The organism is Pontibacter pudoricolor (assembly GCF_010092985.1).
Lineage (GTDB): Bacteria > Bacteroidota > Bacteroidia > Cytophagales > Hymenobacteraceae > Pontibacter > Pontibacter pudoricolor.
This window is the reverse complement of record NZ_CP048106.1, coordinates 3650859-3666859: the sequence shown is the minus strand read 5'-3', so window position 1 is coordinate 3666859 and position 16001 is coordinate 3650859. Positions and strand designations below refer to the sequence as shown.

17 protein-coding genes and 1 tRNA gene are annotated in these 16001 nt (G+C 46.2%); 11 read left to right on the top strand and 7 right to left on the bottom strand.

Annotation, left to right across the window (positions count from 1 at the left end):
- Positions 1–107 precede the first annotated feature (107 nt).
- The 7 genes from GSQ66_RS15905 (at position 108) to GSQ66_RS15880 (ending at position 5405) form a co-directional block, all read left to right on the top strand.
- On the top strand, positions 108–1166 hold the full coding sequence (locus GSQ66_RS15905; RefSeq protein WP_262887835.1) for a Pycsar system effector family protein: 1059 nt from the start codon (positions 108–110) through the stop codon (positions 1164–1166).
- Positions 1133–1333: a Pycsar system effector family protein gene (locus GSQ66_RS19090; protein ID WP_262887834.1), complete on the top strand. Its 201-nt coding sequence runs from the start codon at positions 1133–1135 to the stop codon at positions 1331–1333. The genes GSQ66_RS15905 and GSQ66_RS19090 overlap by 34 nt, the downstream gene beginning before the upstream one ends.
- Positions 1334–1366: 33 nt before the next feature.
- A tRNA-Arg gene (locus GSQ66_RS15900) sits at positions 1367–1438 on the top strand.
- 588 nt (positions 1439–2026) lie between these two features.
- Positions 2027–3253, top strand: coding sequence for a DUF2254 domain-containing protein (locus tag GSQ66_RS15895; protein WP_162428362.1), 1227 nt, complete (start codon positions 2027–2029; stop codon positions 3251–3253).
- A gap of 84 nt (positions 3254–3337) precedes the next feature.
- On the top strand, positions 3338–3862 hold the full coding sequence (locus GSQ66_RS15890) for a DUF421 domain-containing protein (protein ID WP_162428361.1): 525 nt from the start codon (positions 3338–3340) through the stop codon (positions 3860–3862).
- A gap of 81 nt (positions 3863–3943) precedes the next feature.
- Positions 3944–4966 carry an LLM class flavin-dependent oxidoreductase gene (locus GSQ66_RS15885; protein WP_162428360.1) on the top strand — a complete coding sequence of 341 codons (1023 nt, stop codon included), beginning with the start codon at positions 3944–3946 and terminating at the stop codon, positions 4964–4966.
- A gap of 94 nt (positions 4967–5060) precedes the next feature.
- On the top strand, positions 5061–5405 hold the full coding sequence (locus GSQ66_RS15880) for an SH3 domain-containing protein (protein ID WP_162428359.1): 345 nt from the start codon (positions 5061–5063) through the stop codon (positions 5403–5405).
- 80 nt (positions 5406–5485) lie between these two features.
- On the opposite strand, the gene GSQ66_RS15875 is transcribed toward GSQ66_RS15880, so the two are convergent.
- From GSQ66_RS15875 to GSQ66_RS15865, 3 genes are all read right to left on the bottom strand, one after another.
- Complete coding sequence (locus GSQ66_RS15875; protein ID WP_162428358.1) at positions 5486–5944, bottom strand: hypothetical protein; 459 nt, start codon at positions 5942–5944, stop codon at positions 5486–5488.
- Positions 5945–6076: 132 nt separating this feature from the next.
- The gene (locus tag GSQ66_RS15870; protein ID WP_162428357.1) at positions 6077–7096 is read right to left on the bottom strand and encodes an alkaline phosphatase D family protein; all 1020 of its coding nucleotides are present in this window, start codon (positions 7094–7096) and stop codon (positions 6077–6079) included.
- A gap of 121 nt (positions 7097–7217) precedes the next feature.
- On the bottom strand, positions 7218–7592 hold the full coding sequence (locus GSQ66_RS15865; protein ID WP_162428356.1) for a T9SS type A sorting domain-containing protein: 375 nt from the start codon (positions 7590–7592) through the stop codon (positions 7218–7220).
- 138 nt (positions 7593–7730) lie between these two features.
- Between GSQ66_RS15865 and GSQ66_RS15860 the strand changes: the two genes are divergently transcribed.
- The 4 genes from GSQ66_RS15860 (at position 7731) to GSQ66_RS15845 (ending at position 11013) form a co-directional block, all read left to right on the top strand.
- Positions 7731–8864, top strand: coding sequence for an NAD(P)/FAD-dependent oxidoreductase (locus GSQ66_RS15860; protein ID WP_162428355.1), 1134 nt, complete (start codon positions 7731–7733; stop codon positions 8862–8864).
- A gap of 91 nt (positions 8865–8955) precedes the next feature.
- Positions 8956–10077: a type III polyketide synthase gene (locus tag GSQ66_RS15855; protein WP_162428354.1), complete on the top strand. Its 1122-nt coding sequence runs from the start codon at positions 8956–8958 to the stop codon at positions 10075–10077.
- The gene (locus tag GSQ66_RS15850; RefSeq protein WP_162428353.1) at positions 10058–10777 is read left to right on the top strand and encodes a methyltransferase domain-containing protein; all 720 of its coding nucleotides are present in this window, start codon (positions 10058–10060) and stop codon (positions 10775–10777) included. The genes GSQ66_RS15855 and GSQ66_RS15850 overlap by 20 nt, the downstream gene beginning before the upstream one ends.
- A gap of 23 nt (positions 10778–10800) precedes the next feature.
- Positions 10801–11013, top strand: a complete 213-nt coding sequence (locus tag GSQ66_RS15845; RefSeq protein WP_162428352.1) for a hypothetical protein — start codon at positions 10801–10803, stop codon at positions 11011–11013.
- A gap of 46 nt (positions 11014–11059) precedes the next feature.
- Here GSQ66_RS15845 and GSQ66_RS15840 read toward each other — a convergent pair whose 3' ends face one another.
- The 4 genes from GSQ66_RS15840 to bamA all read right to left on the bottom strand — a co-directional run bounded on the left by GSQ66_RS15840 (position 11060) and on the right by bamA (position 15998).
- Entirely contained in the window at positions 11060–12097 is a 1038-nt protein-coding gene (locus GSQ66_RS15840; RefSeq protein ID WP_162428351.1) for an RluA family pseudouridine synthase, read from the bottom strand.
- Between the two features lie 84 nt (positions 12098–12181).
- Positions 12182–12805: an OmpH family outer membrane protein gene (locus GSQ66_RS15835; RefSeq protein ID WP_162428350.1), complete on the bottom strand. Its 624-nt coding sequence runs from the start codon at positions 12803–12805 to the stop codon at positions 12182–12184.
- Between the two features lie 30 nt (positions 12806–12835).
- The gene (locus tag GSQ66_RS15830; RefSeq protein ID WP_162428349.1) at positions 12836–13498 is read right to left on the bottom strand and encodes an OmpH family outer membrane protein; all 663 of its coding nucleotides are present in this window, start codon (positions 13496–13498) and stop codon (positions 12836–12838) included.
- 16 nt (positions 13499–13514) lie between these two features.
- On the bottom strand, positions 13515–15998 hold the full coding sequence (bamA, locus tag GSQ66_RS15825; RefSeq protein ID WP_162428348.1) for an outer membrane protein assembly factor BamA: 2484 nt from the start codon (positions 15996–15998) through the stop codon (positions 13515–13517).
- Positions 15999–16001: the final 3 nt, after the last annotated feature.

The window sequence follows — 16001 nt, the reverse complement described above, 5'->3', positions numbered from 1 at the left end:
AAAACAGGATTACACCGTAACGCAGGTAATGCAGGGCAAATGCTTTGTCTTATTAAATAGTATATCGCCTGCCTCAACACACATGGCACCTGCAGAAAAGCCTTATTATGGAGAATAACACAATTGTAAAGCAAGCCGGAGAGTATGTTTTTAAACTGTTCAAAAATCAGCTGTCCAGAAAGCTTGTATACCACAACTACAGACACACCTTTGAAACTGTAAACGAAGCCCGCGACCTGGGTGAAATGCAGCACTTACCTGAAGATGAACTGCAGGATCTGCTGCTTGCTGCCTGGTTTCATGATACAGGGTACGTTAATGTTTATGATGGACACGAAGAAGAAAGTATACGTTTTGCCCGTGAATGGCTGGAGCAGCAACAGCACCCTGCCCCGCGCATAGAACGCATTGCGGAGTGTATACTAGCTACTAAGCACAGCCTTGAACCTACCACCCTTTTACAGGAACTGCTTGTAGATGCCGATATGTCTAATATTGGTAAGGATACTTTTTTTAGCACAGCGGAGCTGCTGCGCGTGGAGTGGGAGATTTTTAAGGACAGGTCTTTTTCGGATAGAGAATGGGCACAGTTCCAGATGGATTTCCTGTTATCAACCACGTTTCATACGTACCAGGCGCAACGCAAATATGCCGGCCAGCTTGGCATAAATATACAGGAGCAACGCAACCGCCTGAGCAAAGAGGTTAAAAAGAAGAAGAAGGATGATAAGAAGCACCAGGAAACACTGGCTCAACCTAAACGCGGTATCGAGACCATGTTCCGGAACACATACCGCACGCATCTTGACCTAAGCGCCATCGCCGACAATAAAGCCAACATGATGATCAGCCTGAATGCGATTATCCTGTCGGTGGTAATTACTTACCTGAGTACCAAAACCTCCGTTTCGGGGCCGGAGTTTGCACAGCACCGTTCCCTGCTTATACCTATAGGCACGCTGCTGCTGACTGCTCTCGGCTCTGTTGTTACTGCTATTATTTCGGCGCAGCCTGAAATTACGAGCTTCTCGTTTAAAAAGGAGAAAATGAACAGCCGGAAGGTAAACCTGCTCTTTTTTGGTAACTTCACTAATATCCCCTCGAAGATTTCCAGCATGGGATGCACAATATCATGCGCGATAAGAAGTCGCTTTACAACAACATGATAACCGATATTTATTACCTGGGTGAGGTGCTGAAACGCAAGTACAAAATCCTGCGCATTTCTTATACCATATTTATGATCGGCCTGGTGCTAACGGTAATCGCCTTTGGCATTTCTATCGCTTATTTCCGGGAGGGCGTAGCGGTGGCCGAACAGGTTGGTTTGTAGGTATTATTTTTTAATTTTGCCGCAACACTACCCGGCCCCGTAGTTCAATGGATAGAATGGAAGTTTCCTAAACTTTAGATACAGGTTCGATTCCTGTCGGGGCCACAAAAAGGCTGCACCTAACTATGGTGCAGCCTTTTTTGTTACCCTCCCCAGAAAATGATGGCCAGCACATTCTACTGTTCACTGTGCTTCATGAGACTTTTTATTAAGCCATAAATCCCTACCAATAAATTGAATACCTCAAGCGCAAAGGATAAGGATTGTGTTAGCTCGTCTTCGGTAAGAGTACTAACTTTTAACGCTAATAGAATCACATCAATCGTAATTCCCAAAATTTCAGGAAGCTTACATTCCCCCTTTTTTTGTCCGAGTTTTTCTTTAGGTGCTTTTGCATACGATTATAAGCAAAAGCGCCAAAAACTTGGACGCCCCTGAGATAACTCCTCCAGGAAAGTACTAAGGAAAGTACCTATAGCTTGTTTAAGGCGCCTAAAAACTAAATTGTAGAATTGATTTTAGGTTGGAGACAAAGTTCTGACTCACGTAACCACTCAGATTTTTTCTGAAGTGCATCCAACTGCCCTGCTTTTATGATGCATTTCTAATTGCTACCATATTTACATATAACTATTCATAACCGCATGGGTAAATGCAAAGTATATCCAAAGCACAGCATACTAAACCAGCCCTATGAAGAAACGCGTCCTGAAATGGGTACGGCGCTATTACACTAATATAGTAAATAGCATTGCCTTTTATCCGGCCCTGATCGCACTAAGTTTCCTGGTGTTGTCGTACCTGTTGCTGCTATTCGACTTCTCTGAACCGGGTAAGAACCTGAAAGCCAAGCTCCTCGATTTTATCAGCCTGAAAGATGCCAGCACAGCCCGAACTATAGCGTCAACTATAGCCGGAGGTATTTTATCGCTTACCGTTTTTAGCTTTTCGATGGTGATGCTGCTGTTGAACCAGGCGGCGTCTAATATGACCAACCGTGTACTTGGCAGCTTAATTGGCAACCGTTTTCAGCAGATTGTGCTTGGCTTTTACATCGGAACTATAGTTTACGCACTTTTTCTGTTAAGCACTATCCGCGATATAGACTCCGGCGTGTATGTGCCCGCGCTCAGTGTTTACCTGCTCATCCTGCTTACTATCATAGATATCTTCCTGTTCATTTATTTCCTGCACTACATTACGCAGTCAGTAAAGTATGAAACCATTATTGAGCGCATTTACACCAAAACCTTAAATGAACTAAAAAGCCATTGCCACCTTAAAGCCTCCGCGCTATCGTTGCTGGAGTTACCCAAAACCTTTACAGCGTTTACAGCCCGGGAATCAGGTTATTTTCAGGGGATAGAGCAGGAAACGCTGCTTGACCTTTGCACCCAGCATAACTGGATCATCAGGTTCCATTACCCAGTAGGCAGTTTTATAGTTTACGGTACTCCAATACTAACTATTTATACCAGCAACCCGGTAACAGAAACCATGGAAAAGCAGCTGGATGTCGCACTAAACTTTTACAGGGGCGAGCCCATCGAAAAAAATCCCTATTATGGTTTTAAGCAGCTAACCGAAGTGGCTGTTAAAGCGCTCAGCCCCGGCATAAACGACCCCGGCACAGCCATTCTCAGCCTGCATGCCCTCACCGATCTGCTGACTTACCGCATCAACCACCATCCGGCCCAAACTATAACCGACGAGCACGGAACAGAAAGAATATTACTGAAGGAAGAAACTATAGAAGACCTTTTTGAGAAATCGATAGAACCGATTTGGGACTATGGCAAAGAAGACAGGCTATTGAGAACGAACTTGCAGCAAATGCTACTCCAAATGAAACCGCTGGCAAAGACAGAAGAAGGTAAAGCGTTGATACAAGCCTATTACCAGAAAACAGAGCAGCTATAAACTATCAGGCTTAACAACTACAGCTTATAGTTGATCATAACCCATGTGCCACCTGTCGGGTACTAAAACTAAAAACCTAACACTATGGAACAGTTTATATTTGATAGCTGGACAAGTTTATTCCGCACACTGGGCATAGGCCTGTTATCGTATGTTGTGCTTATGCTGCAGCTCAGGCTATCGGGAAAACGGACGCTCTCTAAAATGAACGCCTTTGATTTTGTGGTGACTATAGCGTTGGGGTCTACGCTGGCAACCATGCTTTTATCGAAAGATGTAACACTGGCAGATGGGACTGCGGCTTTCGCACTGCTTATTTTCTTACAGTATAGTATCACCTGGCTTTCGGTACGGTCAGAGAAAATACAGCACCTCGTAAAGGCACAGCCGGCATTACTCCTTTATAAGGGAAAGTTTATGGAAGAGGATATGCAGCGCGAACGGATTACTAAAGAAGAAATTCTGGCGGCCATAAGAAGCCAGGGAATAGGAAACGTACACAATGTAGATGCCGTGGTGCTGGAGACGCAAGGCAACCTGAGTGTTATACAGAAAACAGAAGATGGGAGCGGGTCTGTTCTGCAAAATGTAAAACCAAACCAACTATAGTTTGTTAATCAAAACAGCCTGTTTTATAGCTGCACCAGTTGCACTATAGTAAATCAGGTAACTATATTTCAAAAAACGAACATGAGCGATAAAAAGCCAACACTTTCTGATACTGCTATCTCTGTACTCGACCTGGTTCCGGTACTTGCAGGTAAAACTCCGGCCGACTCTTTTAAAACCAGCCTGGACCTGGCACAGCATGCCGAAAAATGGGGCTACACCCGTTACTGGATGGCCGAACACCACAATATGCCCGGCATTGCCAGTTCTGCTACCTCTATCCTGATAGGGCACATAGCAGGCGGCACAAAAACAATACGCGTAGGCTCCGGTGGCATAATGCTGCCAAACCATGCACCTTTGGTAGTAGCCGAACAATTCGGAACCCTGGAAACACTATTCCCGGGCAGAATAGACCTGGGCCTGGGCCGCGCGCCGGGCACCGACCACGTAACGGCCATGGCACTGCGCCGCGACCTGCAGGGCGCAGGCGAAGACTTTCCGGCTAACCTGGAGGAACTGAGAAGCTACCTGGCACCAGCCAGTGCAGGGCAACGCGTTAGGGCCGTACCCGGCGAAGGCCTGAACATACCGATCTGGTTACTGGGCTCCAGTACGTTTAGTGCACAGTTGGCCGGTATTCTGGGTTTACCTTTTGCCTTTGCCAGCCACTTTGCGCCTACACTGCTGCATACTGCCCTTAAAATTTACCGCGACAGCTTCCAGCCTTCCGAAACGTTAAAAGAACCTTATGCAATGGCAGGCATAAATGTAGTAGCCGCTGAAACCGATGACGAAGCACGCAAACTGGCTACCTCGCTGTACATGTCTTTCCTGAGTGTGATACGTGGCACCGCCCGCCAGATGCAACCACCTGTAGACAGCATGAATGATAAATGGGATATGTCGGAAATGTACGCGGTGCAGCAAATGTTGCTTTATAGTTTTATCGGTAGCCCTGCCACAGTAAAATCGGAGTTAGAGAAGTTTATAGAAAGCACAGGTGTGGATGAGGTAATGGTTACCTCGCATATCTACGACCATGCTGCACGACTGCGCTCTTACGAAATTCTGGCAGAGTTGAAGAAAGGAACGATAGGATAACGCTAAAAACTAACCCTGGCCGGGGTGAAACCGTAATTTCCAAAAACCTCTACTTAAAGAAGTTACAAGTTCATTTTTCAGTTAACCACCCGCTATGCAGAAACTGGCAAACGCATTAATCATAGCTGCAACTATAGTTTGCCAGGCCTGCCAACCCGACGGAGAGGCGCAAAATATATCAGAAGCAACTATAGCCAGCGAAGCCGGTAAGCCAACTCCGCTGCCAGATGATGTATTGTCGGTAACCAAGCCGTTGATAGGTGGTATACTTTACAGCGAACCGGACTTTAACAGCCCAACTATAGCTCACTTCGATACAGCGCAGCAGGTTCAACTTCTGGATACTACAGATGCGCTGTTTGTAAAAGTACGACTAAGTAAAAATGCTGAGACGTATACAGGCTATATTTCTAAAGCCATTTTGCCTGAGCAACTATAACTATAAAAAAATCTCCCGGATGATGTATCGGGGAGATTTTTTACAAACTTAATCTATAAGCTACCGCTCAGATAAAAAACTTAATTGCTGCGCTGCATTTTATGCTGCTTCATTTTGCCGCCTTTACGGTGGTCGCCGCGCTTGCCTTGCATTTCACTTTTACGGGTTTCTCTTTTAGCCTGCATCTCTGCAAATTTCTGCTTCTGCTCTGCATTTAAAATGGCTGTAATTTCCTGCTGCTTGCTGGTATGTAACGCTTTCATCTTCTCACGCTTTGCATCGCGGGTCAGGTTCTGGTCGTTACGGATGGCCTGCATATTTTTTACTCTGTCTTCCTGAATGGCTTTTAATTTTTTAGCCTGCGCGTCGGTTAGGTTCAGGTTCTTTTTATAGTTCTCCAGCATTTTTTCCTGGCGCTCAGCCGGCGTCAGCTGCTTTCTCGGAGTACCTTGCTGCTGGTCCTGCGCCATGGCTCCTACCGAAAGGAAAACACCTAAGCCCAGTACAAAAAGTTTTTTAAGGATGATGTTAGTCTTCATGTCTGTTCGTTTTAAATTTTGATTGTTTGACAGCTGTTTTGCCGTAAGGTTTAATTGCTTACAGGGATATAACAAAAAAGCGGCCAGCTTTTTAAAGCCGGCCGCCCGCAACTATAGATTTATGCTAAGTAACTAATACACTGCCTTTTCGTGCACGTAAGTTTCGTTATCTTTTCCTTTTATCAGCATCTCTACCTGCACCTTATCACCCCAGTTAAACTGCAGCACCCCGAAGTTAAGCTTGTTCACCAGGTCACCTACGCGATACTTGTTTGGCTCTACATTGCTGCCGCTATACACGTGCGTCATGCCACTGCTGGTTATTTCGTAAAGCGGGTAGTTCATGCCGGGCAATTCGGTTTTAGATATCTCTGCAATATGACGATCGCCGCTCAGCAATATGACACCCGGTGCTTTGGTAGCTACAATCATATCCAGCAATCTTTTACGGGATGCCGGGAAGTTGGCCCATTTCTCAAACACCTGCTCTTCGGGCAATACCTGTATGCCATTGCCGATAATGTTAATCTGCGCTTTGCTGTTGCGCAGTTCATTTTCGAGCCACTTCCATTGTTCTTCGCCAAGCATATCACCGGTATAGTTTGTCTGGTATACTTTGTTTATGCGGGCCAGCGAATCGCGGTGGTAACGGCTGTCCAGCAAAATAACTTTTACCTGCTTGCCCGCGGGGCCATAGGTATGCGAACTATAAACGCCCTGCTGTTTGCGGCGTGGGCTATCGGCGGGCTCGCCTATAAAATCCCAGAAGAGTTGCTGGCTTTGTTCACGCATTTTAAATTCTTTACCGCCATCGTTCAGGCCATAGTCGTGATCGTCCCAGGTTCCTATTATGTTAGCATTTGCCTGTAACTGTTTGTACTCCGGCTCCTGCAGTACCATGTCATACTTCTGCTTCAGCACATCCATGTTCTCCGAGTCGCCATATATGTTATCGCCCAGCCACACCCACACATCGGGGTTGTGCTGGTTTACAGCCGGCCATATAACCTGTGGCAGATCCTGGCGGTTACAAGACCCGAAGGCTATCGTTTCGACGGGCTTAACCTTAGTTGCTTCGAAGGGCTTTTTACAGGCTGTGGTAAGCACCAGTAAAAGTGGAAGAACGCGGAACAGGTAATTGAAGTGTTGCATCTGATCTGAAATGTTTGTGTGCGGTAAATTTAGGGAAATGTGTGCTTTTAAAGACAATAAGCACAAAAAAAGCGGCAGGCTCGTTTTAAGAGACTGCCGCTTCTGTTTTTTCTGCAGTTATTTATCGTACTATTACACGACGCACCACACTAAAATTATCCGTTTCCAGTTTTACATAGTATAAGCCTTTTGCCTTGGAATAGCGGCTCAGGTCTATTGTTGTAGAAAGCGTTGAATTGTCGCGGGTTAACGTTTCGTGATAGATCTCATTGCCAATAACGTTCATAATCCGCAGGTCTGCTTTTTTTGAAGTCATGTTGGCAAGTGACACGGTGAATACCCCATTGCTCGGGTTAGGATATATCGTAAAATCCTTTTCATCCTGGCCTACCGTAAGCGTTTTCTCTTTCTCTGCTTTCTGCCCGGTGGGTTGTTCCTGCGCCTGCGCTGCCAGCATCGAAAAAGTCACTAAAATCGTAAGTATAAATTGTTTCATAGAGAGTCGTTAACATGTATTTCTACGTAAGGGAATTACAAAAGTCGTTCCATTTATTAAAACGAGCAAGCTTTTAAATAGTTATTGCATTATACCCTCCAAAAGTGGGGCATTCACCAAATTTTAGCAACCCCTGTTTTGCATAAATCAAATACACCTGACTGGCCTGTTATAGTTGTGGGAGGTGGGCTTGCAGGGCTCACCAGCGCACTTTTTCTGGCACAGCAGGGCATACAGGTGCTCCTTATCGAAAAGAAAGCTTACCCCTTCCATCGGGTATGCGGCGAATATGTTTCTAACGAGGTGCTGCCTTACCTTAGAAGCCTCGGAGCCGACATAAGTCAGCTGCAACCTGCCCGTATCAACCGCTTCCAGCTTACCGCTCCTTCCGGCTATAGTTTAGAAACCAATCTCGACCTTGGCGGCTTCGGAATCAGCAGGTTTACGCTGGATAATTACTTACATCAACTAGCTGAAAAAAAGGGCGTTACTTTTAATTTAAACACGGCAGTGCAGGATGTTGTTTTCAGGGATGACAGATTCATGCTGAAGTTAAGTAACGGGCAGGAGCTTACAGCAACTATAGTTCTTGGCGCTTATGGCAAACGAGCTACTTTAGACCGGCAACTGGACCGCCGTTTCTTTGCAAAGCGCTCTCCCTATATCGGCGTGAAGTACCACGTAAAGCATGATCAGCCGAAAGACGTCATTTCGCTTCATAACTTTAAAGACGGTTACGCAGGCATCTCGGCTGTTGAAAATGACACCTATTGCTTTTGCTATCTTACTACCCGCCAAAACCTGAAGCAGCACGGAACTATAGCCGCCATGGAGCAGGCCGTACTATACCAAAACCCGCACCTGCACCGGGTCTTTACCGAAGCGGAGTTTTTATATGCCCAGCCCGAAGTGATCAACGAAATATCGTTTGCTACTAAAACCTGTACAGAGAACCATATGCTGATGTGCGGCGACGCAGCCGGTATGATAACCCCGCTTTGCGGAAACGGCATGGCCATGGCGATACACGCAGGAAAGCTGGCAGCAGAGCACACCACGCTGTATTTTAAAAACGGCCGTAACCGGCAGCAACTCGAAGCCAACTATAGCCACGCCTGGAAAAAGCAATTTGCCAACCGCCTGCAACTTGGCCGAACGATACAGCATTTATTTGGCCACCCTGTTCTTTCTGAAGTAACTGTAAAAACGCTGAAACACCTGCCTTCTGCCGTACAGCTCTTAATGCGCCAGACCCACGGAGCACCTTTCTAACTATAGTTCAGCGGCATTACATCTAATATACAGGCGCATTCGTACAACAGGCAACTATAGAATCGTTCGTATATCCCTCACAAAAACCTGCATGAAAAGCTACATTTGCGCCATCGGAACGGCTAACCCTCCACATGTAATACCACAGATGCAGGTAGCTGATTTCATGGCCAGTGCACTACAGTTCGGAGAGCAGGACACCCGCAAGCTAAAAGCCCTTTACCGCGTCTCGGGCATAGGCCAGCGCTATAGTGTGTTACAGGATTATACCCGCCAGAACGGAGATTTCACCTTTTATCCGAATACCCCAACTTTAGCGCCTTTCCCGACGGTGCAACAACGCATGGATGTGTACAAACACCACGCAGTGGATCTTTCTGAAAAGGCGGTTCGTAACTGTTTGGAACAGACTCCAACTATAGCACTCTCCGACATCACGCACCTTATAACTGTTAGCTGTACCGGCATGTATGCGCCCGGCCTGGATATTGAACTGGTGGAGCGGCTTGAACTACCGGCAACGGTACAGCGCACCGCTGTAAATTTTATGGGTTGCTATGCCGCTTTTAACGCCATAAAACTTGCCGATGCCATCTGCAAAGCTAATCCGGACGCCAATGTGTTGCTGGTTTGTACTGAGATCTGCACCATCCATTTTCAGAATAACCCAGACGAGGATCATCTTATATCGAATGCTTTATTTGGAGATGGTGCCGCAGCCGTGCTGATGCAGGGCAAGCCGTGCAACCAGATGAGCCTGGAACTACAGTCTTTCCACTGCGACCTGGCCCCGGCTGGCAAGCGCGACATGGCCTGGCACATTGGCAACACAGGTTTCGAAATGACGCTTTCATCCTACGTTCCTGACCTTATAAAATCCGGCATCAAACAACTTACTGATAGCTTACTGCAAGGCCTTAAAACCACGTTATCGGAAGTTAAGCTATTCGCCATTCACCCGGGCGGCCGCCGCATACTGGAAGTGATAGAGCAGGAACTTGGTATGACCCGCAACGACAACCGCTACGCCTACCAGGTACTCCGCGATTTCGGGAATATGTCGTCGGCAACGGTGCTGTTTGTGTTGAAAGCCCTGATGGATAACCTGACGCGGGAGGAGAAAGATGAACCTGTGCTGAGCTTTGCCTTCGGCCCCGGCCTGACCCTGGAATCGATGTTACTAAAGGTACATTATGCTGGCGCTGCGGAGTAACCAACCCGAGTTAATGGATGACCTTACCCTTGCCGGGGAGGAGTTGCGGAAAAATCTGCGTGAGCTGGAAATAATAAACAACTGGCTGGGCGGGCATAAAGTAGTGCTGGATGCACTGGATAAATTAACTGCCAACTATAAAAATCAACCTGTAACTATAGCCGACATTGGGTGCGGTGGCGGCGATACATTGACAACTATAGCCAAATGGGCAAACCGCAAAACTATAGCTGTGCAGCTAACCGGAATAGATGCCAACAACTTTATGGTAAACTATGCCCGGCAGCATTGCCAGGACTATAACAACATAACTATAGCCCAGCACGATGTTTTCTCCCAGGAATTTGCCCGACAAGAGTACGATATTATAGTTTGCAGCCTGTTCTGCCATCATTTTACTGATGAGCAGTTGGTACAGCTTTTCCGGCAACTATACAGCCAGGCAAAAGTGGCTGTTATAGTTAATGACCTGCATCGTCACTGGTGTGCTTATTATTCCATCAAGTACATCACAAAGCTTTTTTCAGGGTCGAGGTTAGTGCAGCACGATGCGCCGCTTTCGGTGTGGCGGGCTTTTAAAAGAAATGAGTTACAGCAGTTAATGGCCCAGGCAGGTATTACCAACTATAGCCTGCGCTGGATGTGGGCTTTCAGGTGGCAATTGGTGCTAAACAAACCAAACCCGGAAACTGAAGTATAAACTATAAATCAACTCACATAGACATGAGCCGGCAAAGCATCAACTTCTGGGTACTTTTCACCATTTCCATCATTCTTTCCGCCATTATCATCTCCGTTTTTGTGAAGGCGCTGAAAGTAATTCTGATGTTGGTCCTGATTCTTGCCTTAGCTCCAATCGTTTACCTCGTATTACGCCTCATCATCCCCGGCCAGAAAACCATTGACGAAGACGATAAACTTGGCAAGCGGCATTAAAGGTGAATGGCTGCTTGTTGTCTGGTCTATAGTTGCAACTATAGTTCTAGGCTTCGTTCTCATACAACTCCCATTTCTCCAGCACTGCTGTAAAATCTTCGGGAAGGTCGGAGTTAAAATGCAGCTCCTGTTTGGTTACCGGATGTATAAAACCTAAGGATTTGGCATGTAGCGCCTGCCGCGGCATCAGTTTCATGGCATTATCTACAAAAGCTTTGTACGAGCCGTTTGGGGTGCCATACACTATTTTATCGCCGCCGTAGGTCGCATCCGAGAAAAGTGGGTGGCCGATGTATTTCATGTGTGCGCGTATCTGGTGCGTTCTGCCGGTTTCGAGGTTACATTGCACCAACGATACATATTTAAAGCGCCTGAGTACCTTATAATGCGTAACAGCATGCTTGCCGTAAGAACCGTCCGGGTAAACGGTCATCACTTTGCGGTCTTTGGCGCTGCGGCCCACGTGCCCGGTTATAGTTCCGGAGTCGGACTTTGGTATTCCCCACACTAAAGCGTAGTAAGTACGCTCTATCGTATGATTATAGAACTGCTTCGCCAGAAAAGCCATGGCATACTCCGTTTTCGCGATTACCAGTAACCCGGAAGTATCTTTATCGATGCGGTGCACCAGGCCCGGGCGGCCTTCTCCGTTGCGCGCAGTAGGCAGGTTTTGCAGGTAGTAAGTCAGCGCATTTACCAGTGTTCCTGTCCAGTTGTTGTAAGCAGGATGCACCACCATACCGGCTTGTTTGTTTACCAGTAGCAACTCCTCATCTTCATAAACTATAGTCAGCGGAATATTCTCCGGCACAATATCCGTGTCACGGGGAGGCTCCGCCAGCGTTATAGTTATCACATCCAGCGGCTTTACCTTATAACTGACCTTAACCGGCTTATCGTTTACCTGTACCGACTCTGCCCGAATGGCTTCCTGCAGTTTGTTGCGGGTAACATTGGCCAGCCTGTCCATCAGAAACTTATCGATACGGAGCAGCGCCTGCCCTTTATCCACTACAATACGATGGTGTTCGTATAGTTCGTCCGAATCTTCTGCTGTTATATCCTGTTCTTCGTAATCTGCCACGGGTATTGTGCTACTATAGACTATAAATAAAAAGAAAGCCGAAGTTTATCACATCGGCTTTCAAAACTATAAGAAAATACGTTATTAGTTCTTCTTCTTGCTGTTAGATTTTGCTGGTGTTTTAGCAGGCGTCTTAGCTGGTGTAGTTGCTGGTTTAGCAGCTGCTGGCTCTGGCGTAGCTTTAACCTTAGTTGGGTCAACACCTAATTTCTTCAGTACAAGCGGAGAGATATCGCCATCCTCAGGACCTGCCAGTAATGCCTGGTTGCTGATCACATAAGTATAGCCGTTCTCTTTTGCTACATCCTTAATAGCCTTGTCGATCTTAGCGATAACCGGGTCAACTAAAGACTTCTCTTTTTGCTGAAGTGACTGCTGTGCGTTACGCTGGAACTCCTGGATAGAAGTGTTCAGGTTCATCAGTTCTTTTTCTTTGTCTTCGCGGATGGTTTTATCCATAGTGGCAGCACCTTTTTCGTAAGCCTGTAGTTTGCTTTCGTAGTCTGCATATTTTCCTTTCAGCTGATTTTCCAGCTGTGTGCTATGGTCTTTAAGCGACGACTCTATCTGCTTGCTCTCAGGAAGCTGCAGTAAAATGTATTCAACGTTAGTATAACCAATCTTCAGGGGCTGGTCGCTGCTCTGTGCGAAAGACGCAAAGCTGATCAGTAAAAACGCTACTACTAATGTTTTGATCTTGTTCATCATTGGTTGGTTAATTAATAATAAGTATAAAGGTTAGTTGTTAGGCTTCTTTTTGGTTGCCGGTTTTTTGGGTTGTGCTGCCGGTTTCGGCTCTTCCTGTTGTTCTTCCCCTACTGTTGGCAGATCATCCGGATTCTCTTTCAGCGCATCGGCAGGTTGCTTGCCTTTTGCATTTGCTTTGTCTGATGCCAGGCCCAGTTCTTCCAGCACATATTCAGTATAGTCGTGTATCGGGTTTGTGTAGATCATGACCAGGTCACCGGACTTATCGAACATGATCGCAATTTGCTTCGCCTTCGATACTTTCTCAACAGCTGTAAAAACTTCATCCTGTATCGGGCGCATCAGGTCCTGGCGGCGTTTAAACATCATGCCTTCGTAGCCAAAAACCTTGCGCTGGTAATCCCGCACTTCTGTTTCTTTCTTGCTGATCTCGGCCTGGCGCTTCTTCTTCATTTCTTCGGTAAGAAGCACTTCCTCAACGCGGTATTCCTGCTTTAGTTTATCAGCCTGCTGCTGCAATACCTCAATCTCTTTTTGCCAGGTCTCAGCATAGTTGTCCATCTCCTGCTGCACTTTATTGTAAGCAGGCATTTTACTAAGTATAAAGTTCGAATCAATATACCCAATCTTCTGAGCATTGGAAATATGCGTCAGAAAAAAGCCTGCTAAAAAGATGAACAAAAATTTCCTCATACTGATTCCTTTTTAATTAGCGCAGCTGCTGGCCAATAATAAAGTGGAACATACCTGGCTTTGCATCCGGCTGACCCGGTATATCATCCAGTCTCCAACCATAGTCAAAGCCTAACAGGCCAAACGCCGGCATAAATATTCTGGCACCTATACCTACCGAGCGGTACAATTTAAACGGATTATAGTTCTCGTAAGAGCCAAAGTTGTTACCTGCCTCTAAAAACGCTAAACCATAAATAGTTGCAGCCGGGCTAGGCGATATAAGCTGACGCATCTCTATTACGAACTTGTTATACGCTATACCACCTGCCTGTAACAGGTTAGGGTCGTTCTCATTTACCACGCTCTCATCTTCGTAACCGCGTAAACCGATGTACTCTGTACCAACAAACACGTTACCGCCACCAAGACCGGCACCACCAAGTTTAAAGCGCTCAAACGGACCTATAGTTGCATCTGAATTATACTTGCCCAGGAAACCAAAGTGCGCTCTTGTATTCAATACCAATTTCCCTGCCAAGTTTATGAAATACGATGCATCGAACATCCATTTGTTAAATTCTATGTACTCATACTTGCCGGCGTCTTCTTTAAATAACGAATAAGGCGGTGTTAAATTTACGCTTAATGATAGCTGAGAACCACGCGTCGGGAACGTTGGGTTATCTATACTATAACGCGAAAGTGTGTTTATAAATGAAATACTGTTTGAGTTACCGTCTGTAAAATCACGGAACAGCTGCTGGTAGTTATTTAATGTATAGCGGCTGTAAGATAACGAGTGGCTGATGTTGAAATAGTTATCAGGCCACTGCAGTCTTCTGCCAAGCGTAACAGACGCCCCGTTCACATCCAGCTTCGACTCTTCTTCCATGATAGCCGGACGACGGTAAACTGTTTTGAATAAACTTACCGATAAAGAGTTTGGTCTGCGGCCACCTAACCATGGTTCAGTAAACGACAGCGAGTAAGACTGGTAGTATTTACCGTTTGCCTGCAGGTTCAGAGACAGTCGCTGTCCGTCACCACTAGGCACAGGCGTCCACTCATCCAGATCCCAGAATTTGCGGGTAGAGAAGTTGTTAAGTGTTAAACCAACTGTACCAACGGCACCAATAGGTCCACCCCAACCACCTGATAAACTGATCTGGTCGTTTGGTCTTTCCACAACTGAGTAATGAATGTCTACTGTACCGTCTGCTTGGTTCGGGATTGGTTGCAACCCGATGTTCTCAGGGTCAAAATAACCTAAAGCGGCCAGTTCGTTTCTTGTTCTGATAAGGTCTTCACGGCTATACTTTTCGCCAGGCAGCGTGCGTAGTTCTCTTCTGATCACGTGCTCACTGGTTTTGGTGTTTCCGGTAACTACTACATTTTTTATAGTTGCCTGCGGGCCTTCATATACACGCATTTCCAGGTCTATGGAGTCGCCTTCCACACGTACTTCAACCGGGTCTATGTTCTGGAACAGGTAACCGTCGTTCTGGTAAAGTGCTGATACGTCTATCCCTGTCGGGTTAAAGGTAAGGCGCTTGTCCAGTTCCTGGCGGTTGTACACATCTCCTTTTTGAATACCCAGCACTTTACTCAGGTATTCATCATCATACAGGTAGTTGCCTTTCCAGGTAATGTTACGGTAGTAGTAGCGGTTGCCTTCATCTACTGTTATCCTGATGCCCAGTCTGTCATCGCTTATTCTGTATACAGAGTCAGAAACTATAATCGCATCGCGGTAACCTTCTGAGTTATAAAAATCAAGCAGTAGTTGCTTATCGTTCTCGTATTCAGAGCGCTGGAATTTTGAAGATGAAAGTATATTACGAATGCTCTTTTCCTTCGTCTTCTTCATCTGCTTCTCCAGTTTCCTGTCTTTAAAAGCTTCGTTTCCAACAATATCAATTTCGCCGATCTTTACTTTATCTCCTTTATCGATCTTGATGTTAAGCACTACGCTGTTAGGCAGAAGTGAATCCGGACGCTGGGTCATGCTGATCTTCGCATTCAGGTAGCTCTTCTCCGCAAAGTAATTTTTAATAACTGTACGGGTACTGTTCAGGGTTGCATCGTTTACGGTTCGTCCGCGCTGCAGGCTTATCTTTTCGCTCAAAGCTTCCTGCTGCGATTTATTTATTCCGGAGAAAGTGAAACGGGAAAGGCGTGGTCGTTCTTTTAAGAAGAAATCCAGGTATATCTGGTCGCCTTCTATTTTAGAGATGCTTACATCCACATCGCCAATAATGCCTTGTGCCCATAGTTTCTGGATGGCCTGGCTGATGTCTTCGCCCGGAACTGTGATTTCGTCACCAACCTGCAGGCCTGTAACACCAATAAGGGCGTTAGGGTCTAAGAAGTTAGCTCCACTTACAGTGATACCGCCTATTTTGTACTGGCGCGGCTGCATGTAATCAACAGGGTTTGTCTGCGTAGCTTTGTTAAGAACTTGGGAAGAGGCTGTACCTGCCAGAAGCAGGAAAAACAGCACCCAGATGCATCTTGTCATTAA

Excerpts from the sequence above, each read along its gene's own strand:
- GSQ66_RS15865 (WP_162428356.1), bottom strand. The coding sequence starts at position 7,592 with ATGAAACAATTTATACTTACGATTTTAGTGACTTTTTCGATGCTGGCA.
- GSQ66_RS15890 (WP_162428361.1), top strand. The coding sequence starts at position 3,338 with ATGGAACAGTTTATATTTGATAGCTGGACAAGTTTATTCCGCACACTG.
- GSQ66_RS15835 (WP_162428350.1), bottom strand. The coding sequence starts at position 12,805 with ATGATGAACAAGATCAAAACATTAGTAGTAGCGTTTTTACTGATCAGC.
- GSQ66_RS15830 (WP_162428349.1), bottom strand. The coding sequence starts at position 13,498 with ATGAGGAAATTTTTGTTCATCTTTTTAGCAGGCTTTTTTCTGACGCAT.
- GSQ66_RS15870 (WP_162428357.1), bottom strand. The coding sequence starts at position 7,096 with ATGCAACACTTCAATTACCTGTTCCGCGTTCTTCCACTTTTACTGGTG.
- GSQ66_RS15885 (WP_162428360.1), top strand. The coding sequence starts at position 3,944 with ATGAGCGATAAAAAGCCAACACTTTCTGATACTGCTATCTCTGTACTC.
- GSQ66_RS15880 (WP_162428359.1), top strand. The coding sequence starts at position 5,061 with ATGCAGAAACTGGCAAACGCATTAATCATAGCTGCAACTATAGTTTGC.
- GSQ66_RS15905 (WP_262887835.1), top strand. The coding sequence starts at position 108 with ATGGAGAATAACACAATTGTAAAGCAAGCCGGAGAGTATGTTTTTAAA.
- GSQ66_RS19090 (WP_262887834.1), top strand. The coding sequence starts at position 1,133 with ATGCGCGATAAGAAGTCGCTTTACAACAACATGATAACCGATATTTAT.
- GSQ66_RS15855 (WP_162428354.1), top strand. The coding sequence starts at position 8,956 with ATGAAAAGCTACATTTGCGCCATCGGAACGGCTAACCCTCCACATGTA.
- GSQ66_RS15875 (WP_162428358.1), bottom strand. The coding sequence starts at position 5,944 with ATGAAGACTAACATCATCCTTAAAAAACTTTTTGTACTGGGCTTAGGT.
- GSQ66_RS15895 (WP_162428362.1), top strand. The coding sequence starts at position 2,027 with ATGAAGAAACGCGTCCTGAAATGGGTACGGCGCTATTACACTAATATA.
- GSQ66_RS15850 (WP_162428353.1), top strand. The coding sequence starts at position 10,058 with ATGCTGGCGCTGCGGAGTAACCAACCCGAGTTAATGGATGACCTTACC.
- bamA (WP_162428348.1), bottom strand. The coding sequence starts at position 15,998 with ATGACAAGATGCATCTGGGTGCTGTTTTTCCTGCTTCTGGCAGGTACA.
- GSQ66_RS15845 (WP_162428352.1), top strand. The coding sequence starts at position 10,801 with ATGAGCCGGCAAAGCATCAACTTCTGGGTACTTTTCACCATTTCCATC.